At 30.6% G+C, this 13,082-nt stretch carries 10 protein-coding genes and 2 tRNA genes; 5 read left to right on the top strand and 7 right to left on the bottom strand.

Going from position 1 to position 13,082, the window contains the following annotated elements:
* Positions 1–136 precede the first annotated feature (136 nt).
* Together NH341_RS07055 and NH341_RS07060 are read left to right on the top strand one after the other, a co-directional pair.
* Positions 137–946, top strand: coding sequence for an AraC family transcriptional regulator (locus NH341_RS07055; RefSeq protein WP_159613465.1), 810 nt, complete (start codon positions 137–139; stop codon positions 944–946).
* Positions 947–1,009: 63 nt separating this feature from the next.
* The gene (locus NH341_RS07060) at positions 1,010–2,683 is read left to right on the top strand and encodes an alpha/beta hydrolase-fold protein (protein WP_253056209.1); all 1,674 of its coding nucleotides are present in this window, start codon (positions 1,010–1,012) and stop codon (positions 2,681–2,683) included.
* A 52-nt stretch (positions 2,684–2,735) separates the two neighbouring features.
* Here the strand turns inward: NH341_RS07060 and NH341_RS07065 are convergent, their stop codons facing one another.
* From NH341_RS07065 to NH341_RS07095, 7 genes are all read right to left on the bottom strand, one after another.
* Complete coding sequence (locus NH341_RS07065) at positions 2,736–4,853, bottom strand: peptidylprolyl isomerase (protein ID WP_253056211.1); 2,118 nt, start codon at positions 4,851–4,853, stop codon at positions 2,736–2,738.
* Positions 4,854–4,958: 105 nt separating this feature from the next.
* Positions 4,959–6,251, bottom strand: a complete 1,293-nt coding sequence (locus tag NH341_RS07070; protein WP_253056212.1) for a hemolysin family protein — start codon at positions 6,249–6,251, stop codon at positions 4,959–4,961.
* On the bottom strand, positions 6,251–6,448 hold the full coding sequence (locus tag NH341_RS07075; protein ID WP_253056213.1) for a hypothetical protein: 198 nt from the start codon (positions 6,446–6,448) through the stop codon (positions 6,251–6,253). The genes NH341_RS07070 and NH341_RS07075 overlap by 1 nt, the downstream gene beginning before the upstream one ends.
* Positions 6,448–7,020 carry an LPS export ABC transporter periplasmic protein LptC gene (lptC, locus tag NH341_RS07080; RefSeq protein ID WP_047788526.1) on the bottom strand — a complete coding sequence of 191 codons (573 nt, stop codon included), beginning with the start codon at positions 7,018–7,020 and terminating at the stop codon, positions 6,448–6,450. The genes NH341_RS07075 and lptC overlap by 1 nt, the downstream gene beginning before the upstream one ends.
* A 9-nt stretch (positions 7,021–7,029) precedes the next feature.
* Positions 7,030–8,340 (bottom strand): hypothetical protein, encoded by a 1,311-nt coding sequence (locus NH341_RS07085; RefSeq protein ID WP_047788527.1) that lies wholly within the window; start codon positions 8,338–8,340, stop codon positions 7,030–7,032.
* 15 nt (positions 8,341–8,355) lie between these two features.
* On the bottom strand, positions 8,356–9,624 hold the full coding sequence (locus NH341_RS07090) for a hypothetical protein (protein ID WP_253056215.1): 1,269 nt from the start codon (positions 9,622–9,624) through the stop codon (positions 8,356–8,358).
* Entirely contained in the window at positions 9,617–10,348 is a 732-nt protein-coding gene (locus tag NH341_RS07095; RefSeq protein ID WP_047788529.1) for a type III pantothenate kinase, read from the bottom strand. Before NH341_RS07095 ends, NH341_RS07090 begins: the two co-directional genes overlap by 8 nt.
* A 109-nt stretch (positions 10,349–10,457) precedes the next feature.
* On the opposite strand from NH341_RS07095, the gene NH341_RS07100 reads away from it, so the two are divergent.
* From NH341_RS07100 to NH341_RS07110, 3 genes are all read left to right on the top strand, one after another.
* Positions 10,458–10,530, top strand: a tRNA-Phe gene (locus NH341_RS07100).
* A 64-nt stretch (positions 10,531–10,594) separates the two neighbouring features.
* A tRNA-Phe gene (locus NH341_RS07105) sits at positions 10,595–10,667 on the top strand.
* A gap of 590 nt (positions 10,668–11,257) precedes the next feature.
* Positions 11,258–13,078, top strand: coding sequence for an AAA family ATPase (locus NH341_RS07110; RefSeq protein ID WP_253056218.1), 1,821 nt, complete (start codon positions 11,258–11,260; stop codon positions 13,076–13,078).
* Positions 13,079–13,082 lie beyond the last annotated feature (4 nt).

The following is a 13,082-nucleotide window of genomic DNA, read 5'->3' on the forward strand; positions in this document are numbered from 1 at the left end:
GCTTTAAACATACTTTAAAAAGCAATCTCGTATGAGGTTGCTTTTTTACTTTACTTCAATTGGCTAACTTTTCTAAGTTTTACTAAATTCGTCTTTTTTATAAAAATATAGACAGAAAACACCTAACTTATAATTAATGAATAATGTCTTTGAAACTTTTAGACCAAAAAACCCTATAATAGCACAACATGTCCATTATTATTATTTGGATGTAAAACCACAAAATAAAAAAATAGAGTTTGATTGCTATCCACATTTCAATAATTCCATCTCTCTTTACAACTCACATTTTAGTCCTGAAATTGGAAAAATAGTTTTTAAAAATGATACTAATCCTCTTCAAATTTTCACTCCTTTAAGAGAAAATATTTTTAATGTCACACAAATTGGTAAAGTACATAGAATTGTAATAATTTTCAACCCTTTGGGTATTCATCAATTTTATAGGGGGTTATCTTTTACATATTTTATAACAAAATTCAATTTCTTTTCTGAACTTGAACTTAACGCTCTGTTTAGCTCACAAAATATTAACACTATTACAGGATTATTAGACCAATTTTTATTTCGTAGATATGTAGCCTATAACAATACTATTTTAAATAATGCTATCGAGGTAATTTTTAACAATTTTGATACTATAACTATTGAATGTTTAGCTTCTAAATTAAACGTGAGTAGAAGGCACTTAAATAGACTTTTTAATTCTCATTTTGGTGTTTCAGTCAAAAAGTTCAACAAAATTGTACTTTTTAGAAAAACTTTAGAAAAAAAACTCTTAATCGATTCGGAACAAAGTTTTACTTCTTTGGCACATGAGTTCAATTATTTTGATCAATCACACCTTACTAAACTTTTCAAGAGCCTTACTTTAAGTTCCCCTAAAAACCTTATAAAAAAAGGAACACAACTTGGTAATGAAGATACTTTTTGGCATTTAAAATAGCTACCGTCCCATTTTTACAAGTTTCATTTCTTTTTTGCAATTACATTTGTAAAAAAAACAATAATGAAATTACTATTTTACACCTTCTTCTTTTTAGCTTTTATATCAACTAATGCTCAGACCACATATTCTGAACTAGTAAAAAAAGCTATGAAAACAATGAATACTTCAAAAGACACTACCTCTTACAAAAAAGCATTAAGCTTATTTGAAAAAGCTTTTGAAAAGTTTCCTGATAGTATTACCGATACTGAATTATACTATTCTTCTATTATTGCTGCTGATTTAAAACAAAATAATAAAGCTTTCAAATACTTAACTCCTCTATCTGAATTAATAGAAGATGAAGACGGTTATCCTGGTTGGGACTATGTTGTTGGTGAATATGCAGATGAAGATTACAAAAATATTCAAAACGACAAAAGATGGACAAAATTAAAAACTAAGGCTTTAAAAAGAAAAACTAAATTCTTTAGTAATCTAAAAAAATCAGAAGTAGAGTTTTTCAATACTTTAAAAATAAGTATTCCTGAAACCTTAAAGAGCGAAACACTTTTTAAATATTTAAAAGAATTTAATCCCTATATAACAAAACAACAACAAAGTTATTCTATAAGCTTTAAAATAAACGATTCTTTAAAAACATCTTATTACGTTCATTTACCCCAAAACTATACTCCTAAAAAAGAATATCCTGTCCTTATTTTTTTACATGGAGCTGTAAGACATACTAAACTTTCTGACTTTGAAACAAAGAAAAACCTAAAGTATTGGAACAGATATTATACAAAGTATGCAGATAAAAATAATGTTATTTTAATTTTTCCTAAAGGAAACAAAAAGTATAATTGGATGACCTCTGATGCTGGTTTTTTTATGGTGCCTTCAATTGTAAGACAATTAAAAAAAGCTATCAATATAAACGATGATAAAATTTTTATTTCTGGACATTCAAATGGAGCCACTGGGGCATTTTCATATTTAATGAAACAGCCTAATATATTTGCTGGATTTTATGGTTTTAATACTGAACCAAAAGTGTATACGGGTGGAACTTATATTGAAAACATATTAAATCGTTCATTCATTAATTTTTCTACCGACCAAGATTACTATTATCCTCCAAACGCTAATGATAATTTAGTTAAGTTAATGAAAAGTATAGCCGCAGATTATAAGGATTATCGATATAATGGTTATCCTCATTGGTTTCCTCAATTTGATGCTTCTGAGTCTGCTTATAAAATTCTTTTTTCAGATTTAATGAAAAGGAAAAGAAATCCTCATCCAAGAAAAATAACTTGGGAGTTTGATGATAATAATTATGGAAGTATTGATTGGTTAACTAACATACAACTTGACACTTTACAAAAGAAAACCTCTTGGCATAATAATTTAAATTTTGACATTAAAAAGTGGCTTACATATAATGAAAAAGATAGCTTAATAGAAAAAATTGTAGATAAAAAAGCCTTTGACTTTCCAAGAAAATCAGGAAAAATAATTGCTTCATACCAAAACAATACCTTCACCATTAAAACTTCTCGAATCAAATCTTTTAGAATTAATCTTTCTCCAGAAATGGTTGACTTAAGTAAGAAAATAACAATTTATGTTAATGGCAAGTGTTACTTAAAAAAAAGAATTATATATGAAAGAGAGTTCATGATAGAAAATTTTAAAGAGAATATGGATTATAAACGGATTTGGGTAAACTTTATCAAAATCACCATATAAAAAATCCCGAACTGAATAGTTCGGGATTTTTTTATTGGTATGACGTTATTTCTTATTGAATTCCGTAAAAAGAACTCATGTTATCTTCAATTTCAGACGCTTTTTTAACCGCCTCATACATTTGAAATGTCTTATTCTGTCTTTCAGCAACAATACGCTTTCTATATGTGTCATAGTTAGGTAATGCTGTTGGCTCTTCTCTCTTTTCTACTACAAAAGCAAATACACCTTTATCTCCTGCAACATTTTTAACCACCTTGTTTTCTTTAGCGTTCATCATTGCTCCTACTACTTTAGGCTCAAATCCTACACCTGAAATTGTTGGTGATTGTAAGTTTACATCGGTTGCTGCTCTCACTGACTGACTCACAGATTTTGCGATTTCTTCTAAAGTAGCTCCGCTCATCTTATCTTCAATCATTTTGGCTTTTCTTTCGTTCGTTAATATAGGACGAACAGAAGTAATTGCCTTATCAACAGGCATTAAACCTTTAGCTGTTTTTGCTGTTAGTACCGCTACAATATATCCTCCTTCAACATCAAAACGCTTGTAACTTCCTTCTTCAGTCTCTGGTTCAAAAGCCCAAGTAATAATTTGTCTTTCGTTACCAACTCCTGGTACGTTTTCATCTAAAGATTTTAATCCTACTGCTGGTAGTGAAGTTAAGTTTTTTTCTTTTACAGCTTCTTCAAAAGCTTTTCCATTAGCTAATTCTAAAGCAAATGTTTCTGCATTTTGGAATACTGCATTTTCTGTTTCTTCTGAAGCTTCAATCTTACGTCCAAAAGTAGCTAATTTAACTACTGGCTGGAAGTTCTTTTGTCCATCAATTTTAATTACGTGGAATCCGAATTGAGATTTTACAACTCCCATATCACCTTCATTACCTTCAAAAACAAAGTCTCTGAATGATGGTACCATTCTGTTATAAGCAAACCAATCATAGAATCCTCCTTCTTCAGCAGAACCTTTATCTGATGACATTTCTTTTGCTAAATCTGCAAACTTAGATTTATCAGCTTTTACAACAGCTAATAAACTATCAGCTGTTTTCTTAGCCTCTTCTTCTGTTTGAACAACCGTTGCATCAGCACTAGCAGAACCAACAAAAGGAATTAAAATATGACTTGCTTGTGCAGAATCTGGCAATTGTTTTACCTCAGTAATTTTAGATAACTTAAAGAATCCTGCATCTTTGTATGGTCCAAAAACATCTCCTTCTTTTCCGTTGAAAACTTCTTCAGCAATTACTTGAGGAACTTGTACTTTAAACTTATAATTATTATCTAATCTTAAATCAGATTCGTTTTCTTCTAAAAACTCGCTATAATTTGTAGTGTTTTTTAATCCTTTAACTGGAGTATTGTTTACTTCAGAATCTTCAATTAATTTAGCTACATTAGCTTTAATAGCTTCTTCATCAGCTTCAGTAGGCTCTATATTAAACTTTACAAAGTTAATGTCTCTTGAAGCTTCAACCTGAAAAGCATCTTGATGTTGGTTTATATAATTTTGAATATCGCTTTTCTTTAAAGTTACTAAGCTATCTGCAATTATTGTATAAGGTACATATACATACCTACCAGATACTTTTGTGTTTTCAGTTAAATATCTAGACTCCCCTTCTTTTAAAGAAGCTCCTAAACCAGCAGCTACTAAGTTGTCGTATGTTGTTTTTTCTATGTTACTTTTAATAGAAGCCATGTAATTTTGCCATGCAGCCCATTCTTGTCCATTTTCTTCTTTTATAGTAGCTAAATGTTCTTTTAACTTGTTTTTATCGAAAATACCTGAAGTTTGGAATCTAGCATCATTTTGAACTACAGGAGTTTCATATAAGGCATTTAAAATATCTACATCTCCTACAGTAATTCCGGCTTCTTCTAATTGTTTTTTGTATATTTTTTGACGGATTAAATTATTCCATACTGCCTTTGCTGCTTGCATCTCAGACATACTATTTCCTGTTTGCGCTTTGTAAGCTTCTAGTGCTTCAGCAAACTCTTGACGAGAAATGGCTTCTCCATTTACTTCACCTATTTCGTTTACTTTACTTGCGCTGAAAAAATCTGATATTGTAGAAGGGTCTAATACAAAAGCAAAAAGTGCTAAACCAATTACAAGAATTAAGAACATTGAACGTTCTCTAATTTTCGATAAAATTGCCATACGTAATTTATTTTATTAACAGTGTGCGAAAATACAATTTCACATTAAATAATGCAATGTTTTTTTACGCTGTTTTTGAGGGAGTTCTAAGTAAAAGAGGCTAGCTTAATCTTCTTTGTAAATTACTTTAAAATAAATTTCATCAATCTTAGTTGCACTTACTTTTAAAATTTTGATTTGGAAGTTTTCTATATCTAATACCTCATCTTGTAATGGTATTGTTTCTGTATGGTTTAAAATAAAACCTCCTAAGGTTTCATAAGCTTCTTCTTTAGGAATTCCTAAACCATGTTCTTCATTTAAATAATCTACCTCTAAACGAGCAGAAAAATTAAATTCATACTCACTAATTCGTTCTTCTAATAATTGTTGCGTATCATGTTCATCTTCTATTTCTCCAAATAACTCCTCTACAATATCTTCAACTGTAATAATACCTGAAGTTCCTCCATACTCGTCAACTACAACTGCAATACTTTTACGCTTTTTTATTAAATTATTAAGTACATCATTAATAATCATTGACTCAGGAACAAACTCTACTGGTAACAAAATCGACTTAATAGTACGTGGTTTTTTAAAAAGCTCAAAGGCATTTACATACCCTAAAATATCATCTAATGAATTTTTATAAACCAAGATTTTCGATAACCCAGTTGTAATGAACATTTTTTTGAGATTACTTACCGTTTCGTGTAAATCAACCGCAACAATTTCTGTCCTAGGCACCATAATTTCACGAGATTTAACCTTATGAAACTCTAATGCATTTTGAAATATTTGAATTTCTGAATCAACTTCTTCTTCATCGTTTCCTGAATCTAATTGTTCTAAAATATAATTTCCTAATTCTTCTTTACTAAATTCGGTCTGAATTTCATCTTCTTTTGTTCTAAAAAATACATGTAGAAAAAAATCTGATATCCTGGTAATTACCCATGTAACCCCATAAAAAATAACATAAAAAATATAAGCTGGTAGTGCAAAGAACTTTAGCATTTCGTTTGCATAAATTCTAAAGATAGCTTTTGGCAAAAACTCTGCTGTTACCAATATAATTACAGTCGAAATAAGGGTTTGAGTTAATAAACTTACGTCTGATAACACATAGTTTACAACCGTATAATCTGATGGTAAAAAAGATTGAAACCATTTCATTAACAGCTCTCCCATAAAGTAACTATAAATAACTAAAGCTACATTATTACCTACTAACATAGTGGTAATAAACTTTGAGGATTTTTCAGTTAGCTTAGTTAGAATTTTAGAGAGCAAACCGTCTCCCTTTTTTTCTAACTCTATGTGAAGTTTATTTGCAGATATGAAGGCTATTTCCATCCCAGAAAAAAAGGCTGAAAATAAAATAGAAGTAAGAATTATTAAGAGTTCGGGTTGCATTAACGTTCTTTGTTTCTTTTTTCTACTTTTCTTCTAAAGTGTCGTTTGAAGAAGAAAATTAATATGATAAAGATAGCAAATCCAAACATAATAAATGCTTCTTGTCTGTCTGAATTCCATTTAAAGATTCCTTCAACAAAAAAGATTGTTCCTATAATCAAGTATCCGTATTGTAAATATTTCCAAAGTATGTTCATTATATATCTTTTTGTGTAGTTTCTACATCTCCAGTAATATCTTTAGCTATCCACTTAGTTAAGTCTTCGCTCGACTCAAATCCAAAACCATTAATTACAGATTCAGGTGTTGTAAATCGAAAACCGTCTTCTGTAAAAAAATAATGCTCCTTTTGATCCCAAAACAACTGGTTAGTTTCTAATTTTGTTTGATTGCTATGGTTAGTGATAACAACATTACCTCTAATTTCAGATATTTTTGTTTTATTATAGGTTAATGCATAATTACCAGAAATTGTTGTTGAATCTGCTCCTTTTTTTTCTATTGTTACTATTTCTATTCCTTTTGGAAACTCACTGTAAGGGTGTTCTTTTCTATTTGAATAGTCATAAAAAATAGGTGCTTTTGTTTTTGAACTTATTCTTCCAGAATCTTTGTGAACATGATAAATATTTACTGCCGAACCTACTGGTAAATTTTTATCAGCAAGAAAATCTCGCACCTCCTTTTTAGAATTAGTACAAGAAAAAAACATTGCTACCAAATAAATGGTAGCAATGCTATTGTATATATGTTTTGCTCTTTTAAGCATTAACTTCTATTAAGGTACACGAACAGTTTCTCCAATCCAACATCCTACTCTATAACTTGCACCTGAAGACATTCCTTTTTGGAAAATTAACTTTTTAGATGGTACATTTTTTTTGTAACTAGAAATATATCTTCCTGCTCCACATCCTGGATCAACTTTTTGTGCTTTTAAAGCTTTATTTAAGGCTGCTACATATACCATTCTTTTTTCAAACTCGTCGCTACCACATGAATTTGCGCTTCTTTGGTATAAACTTGCAATAAACAAATATGCTTTACCCATATTAGGATTGTATTTCAAAGCTTCGTAAGCTAAAGCTCTTCCTCTACTTCCACCAGCATTTTGGGCTTCTCTTAATTTATACTTGGCTTTTTTAAATGGATCTGTTTCTAAGTCAAATGCTTTTTTTCTCATCTCAGCAGCTCCACCTTTATCTCCATTTTTAGCCAAAACTCCTGCTAAGAAGTTATATGCATCTGCAGACTGTGTTACTTTAGCATACTCGTTTGCTAATTTTTCAAATAAAGGATCTGTTTGACACTCTTTGTTATACATTCTTGATACTGCTCTTTTTAACCAAACACCATCAGTTTTATTTTCTTCAAAATCTCTAGAATAAATAGGTATTAATCTCTCGCAAGTTGCTATCTTAGATATTTTAGCGTCTAAACCACCTTCTACTTGACCTAATGAAGAAGAGTTAATAGTATATGCTCTTAAAAGACTCTTTTCTCTTGATGTAATAGTACCCACAGAATCTTTCTCTTGTAACTTTGCTATCTTCTTACTGTAATCTTCCAGCTTTTCATCAACCGATTCCATTACATCATCATAAGTATCAAATACTTTTTGTGGATTTGTATCTTGATACTTATCAGCTATCATTTGGAAGTATCTAAAGATATTTTTTACCCCCATATCTTTAGGAGAAATATCATAAGCCTTTTTTAAGATTTCAAAAACTTCATCATCAGAAGCTAATTTATTATCTATTAAAAACTCAGCGTAATCACTATGCGCTTTTGCTGCCCCTTTCTTTGGATAATTAGCTAATCTTGTTTCATATACTTTTTTAGCTAAAACAGGATCTTTTAAGTTCTCTGCAACTTTTGCTCCATACTTGTATATGTTAATAGACAATGTAGCACAGTTATCTAATAAGTATTCTAAATTAGGTTTTGCTTGGTCATATTTTTTAGTTGTAGCATCTCCTTTAAAAAGATTGTATTTAATATGACACTCTTGACTTGCTTGCGCTTTCGCTCCACTTACGGCTACAAACAAAAATAATCCTGTTAGTAAATACGTAATTTTTTTCATCGTTCTCAGTTTATGTTAATCTATTCGTGTTTTTTGGAACCACTTAATACTATTTAAAGATAAACTTAATCTTACATTAAAGTAGTCTTCTTTTATTAAGTTATTGTTAGTAGTACCTCTTTGCCCATACTCAAACCCTATATTAACGTTTGATAGTTGTCTTGGCAACGGTAATCCTAATCCAACATTTATGCCAAAGTCTTTCACAGAAGTAAAATTATCGGTAGTTTTAACTAGCAATCCTGTATCTTCAAAACGCAAACCTACCCTATAAGTAACTCTATCCCAATAACTTGAAATAGAATTTATTTTCGGTATAAAATATCCTCCTATTGCAAATTTATTTGAATCTTCATATTTATGAGATGATCCATCTGCTATAAAAACACTATTACTTTCTAAAGCTGTTTGAAATTCTTGATTAATTCCTACATACCATTTATTTTCTTTTCCTAAACCAAAACCATAAATACTTTTTAAAGGCATGTTGATATTACCATTTAAAGTTCTATTGAATAGTTCATTTCTAGGAACTTCTTGCCCTGATCCATTAAATGACAATGAATACATTTTCTCAGATCCTTTAGCAGATAAATCTGTAGACAAAATAAATGATGCTCCTGTAGATAGTTGTAGTTTATTTTTAAGTTCTGTTTTATATTGTATACCTAACTTAAACTGTCCTCCTCTTAAATTGAAAGACTCTTCATGTTTAGTTGCTAATGCTACATCTGCTCTTTGATTTAAAACGCTATTATCTATGCTTCCAAAAATAAATCCCGCTTCAGCACCAATAGACAAGCCTTTATAAACATACATACCATAACTAGCATATATCTTATTGGCTCCTCCTTCACCTGTGAATAAAGTAACATTATCAGCATTTTCATCATTTAGCAAAGAGTAGCCTACAGATGAAAAAGGTTGCAAACCAATAGATAAACCTGCATTTTTTCCTACAGGAAAACCTAACGATATATATCTTAAGTTTGTTGAGTTACCTGTTTGAGAAGCATTTTGTTCTTTAACTGTTAAAAAAGTCAAACTACCACCTATTGCGTAGGTTGCTGCTTTTAAATCAGCATTTGAAGCTGGGTTTGTAAAATTTAGGTGATGATAATCTTTCATTGCAACACCTATACCTCCCATAGAAGCTTGTTCTACTGTTACTGCCTCAAAACTCTCACCAATACCAAAATAAGAATAAGGTGATGCACTATTTCTTTGTGCTATTATTACTGATGAAGTAAGTACAAAAACTCCTAATATAAATCTCTTAATCATTCGCTAAATTGTGTATCAAAATAGTATGTAACCCCTCCAAAACAAAATTTGGATGGGCAAATATGACACTTTTTAATTGTTTTGACAAAAAATATGTATCTCCTCCTGTTAAAACTACTGTTAAATGTGGATATTTTTTTTGATATTGTACTATAATCCCGTCTATTTCATTACAAACTCCATTGATAATCCCTGAATGAATTGAACTTTCTGTATCTGTACCAATAAAGTTTTCTAATTCTTTTGCTTTTAATAACGGTAATTTAGAAGTAAAAGTATGTAGTGCCTTATACCTCATAGTTATCCCCGGTGAAATAGCCCCTCCAAGATAATTTCCTTCATCTGTGATAAACTCATATGTTATACAAGTACCAGCATCTAGTACCAATACATTTTTATTTGGATATTTTTTTATCGCTGCTGATGCCAATGCTACCCTGTCTACCCCTAATGTTTTTGGCGTTTTATATAAGTTCTTAAATGGAACTTTGGTATTTGAGTCTAAAAAAACCGGATTCAAAAGTTCAGCTATTTTTTTCGTTTCCTCATCTGTAAAATTAGCTACAGACGATATAATACTATTCGAAATTGAAAAATTTGAAATTATTTTTTTTAGCTCTGAAATTATATTTGTTTTTTCAAAAGTAAAGACTTCTTTAATAGTATCTATTTCAAAAACAGCTACTTTAACTCTTGTATTTCCTACATCTATAATTAGGTACATATTTCATTTCTTAGAGCTTGTAAATTTACGTTACATTTTTTTAAAGTTTTTACTTTGTATAATTAAAAAACGATTGTATATTTGCATCCGCTTAACGAAAGTAGCAACTGGTGCCTTAGCTCAGTTGGTAGAGCAAAGGACTGAAAATCCTTGTGTCCCTGGTTCGATTCCTGGAGGCACCACAATAAAACTAGTAAAATTAGTTGCGAGTTTTATTTTAAAGATGTTACTTTTTAAGTTATGACTGGTGCCTTAGCTCAGTTGGTAGAGCAAAGGACTGAAAATCCTTGTGTCCCTGGTTCGATTCCTGGAGGCACCACGATAAAAACCCGAACAAAATTGTTCGGGTTTTTTAGTTTTAACAATAAATCAAAATGTTCTCATACATTTTTATTTTTAATACAAATTCTTGCAAAATTCTATCATCTAAGAGGCATTAAGGTTTATTTCAGTTTCAAAAAATCAGGATATATAAGTAAGACTATGCATCTACCGCTGAACACCTCACTAAACATGATTTATAAATACTTACTTTTTTAAAAAACTTATATATTCTTTAATTTTCTTTAATCGTTTTTGTAATTATATATTTGTTTATTTTTAAATTGGTCATGTTAAAACAAGACCAATAAATACTTAGGAACCTTATCGTATGAAAAGAACAATGAGTCATACTCTTGAGATACTTCTCAGGTAGTAGAGTATTGAAAGTGTGTTAATGAGTAAGGTTAAGGAAGAAGAAAAAATTGCAAGACATAAAAATATTAATCAGCTCATTAAGTTTCCAATCTAAATACAGTAAACGCTATGATACTTTAATTAACAAATTAAGCGATATATAACAGTTAATTTAGATTAAGCATTAAACGCTTTAAAAATTGTAATAAATGAGTTAAAACAAAAACAAGAATGAATAACACCAAACCTCGATGGCTACAAGATTTTAGAAGGTTTGTTCCTTTAAAAAGTCAATTTTTTCTTTCGGGTAATATTAAGGATTTTCAGTTACTGGAGAACGATTTTGGCAGTTACAGTTGGCATCGATTAGAAAATGTAATAGATTCTGAATTAAAAAACATAGGGTATACACATGTAGTTTACTATAACCCGTTGAGTGGTTTTGACATTCCCTTTTTTACAGGAAACTCAGATGAAAAAAAAGTGTTTTTTCAAAAACTTCAAATTCCTCTTCAGCAAGAAGGTATCTATAACGATTTACAAACCTTTAATACGGTATTGCAAAAGATTATTCACTATCCTGATGAACCCATTGGGTTGATTGTCGATTTCGCTTCTCAGTTTTTAATGAATCCTGAAAATTTGGTAAAAGCAGAACACGATTCTTTTAGTATAGCTCATATCTTATCTCAAACTACAGAAACCAAACCTTACGGTAACCCTCCTAATCCGTATTACAACATTGTAATATGGTTAGTTGATAAAGAGGGAGACTTACCTGACTGGATGGTGGTTAACAATCCAAAAATAAGACACATACCTATTGGAAAACCTAATCACATTGCTCGTAGAAGATTGGTTCACCCGATTGTGGAGAGCCTAAGTAAAGATAAAACTAATGTAGATACTATAGTTACCGAATTTGTAGAAGAAACCGAGGGTTTATTACTGTTAGACTTAGTCGCAATTATAGAATTAGCAAGATCAGAAAACATACCAATTTCCATGATTGCAGATGCAGTACGGCGATACAAAGTTGGTGTGACTGAAGACCCTTGGATGAAAATTCAACGCAGCAAAATTGAAAACGGAGAAGCTTTTATTAAAGAACGTGTTATTGGACAAGATCACTCTGTACAACATATCATGGATATTGTAAAGCGAGCCATCACTGGAGTGGGTAATTCTAAAAGAAATAATCGCCCAAGAGGTGTAGTTTTCTTAGCAGGGCCTACTGGTGTTGGAAAAACTGAATTAGCTAAAACCTTAACCAGTTTATTATTTGGTGATGAAAGTGCCTATATTCGGTTTGATATGTCTGAGTTCAGCGCTGAACATTCCGATCAACGGTTAATCGGTGCTCCTCCAGGATATGTGGGTTACGATGTTGGTGGCGAACTCACCAATGCTATAAGAGAAAAACCATTTAGTGTAGTCTTATTTGACGAAATTGAAAAGGCACACCCTAGAATATTAGATAAATTTCTTCAGATTCTAGATGATGGGGTTCTTACGAGTGGACGAGGAGACACCGTTTATTTCTCTGAGACTCTAATAATTTTCACATCAAACCTTGGAATTTATAAAAATTCAACTACTGGTGAACGATTACCAAATGTGACTTATAAAGATAGTTTTGAAACTGTTGAAAAGAAAGTACGACATGAAATTGAGCGCTATTTTAAGTTTGAACTCAATCGACCTGAACTCCTCAATAGAATTGGAGACAACATTATTATTTTTGATTATATACGTAAAGATGTTGGTGAAATGATTTTTGATATGATGATGAAAAATAATATAAAGGGGATTCAAAAACAATTAAATATTACACTAAATATTCACCCCACAGTGATGCAAACATTAAAAGAATTATCTGTTGCTGATTTAAACAATGGTGGTAGAGGCATTAGAAATAAAATTGAGTACCATTTTATCTCACCTTTCTCTAGAGCTTTGTTCTCTTTAAATCCAGACAAGGGAGAAACGGTAGAAGCAACTTCTATTTCTTTTGAAAACCGAAGTACTACCATTCATCTAACTAAAAAATAATTGA

Source organism: Tenacibaculum sp. XPcli2-G, from assembly GCF_024124505.1.
Taxonomy (GTDB): Bacteria; Bacteroidota; Bacteroidia; order Flavobacteriales; family Flavobacteriaceae; genus Polaribacter; species Polaribacter mesophilus.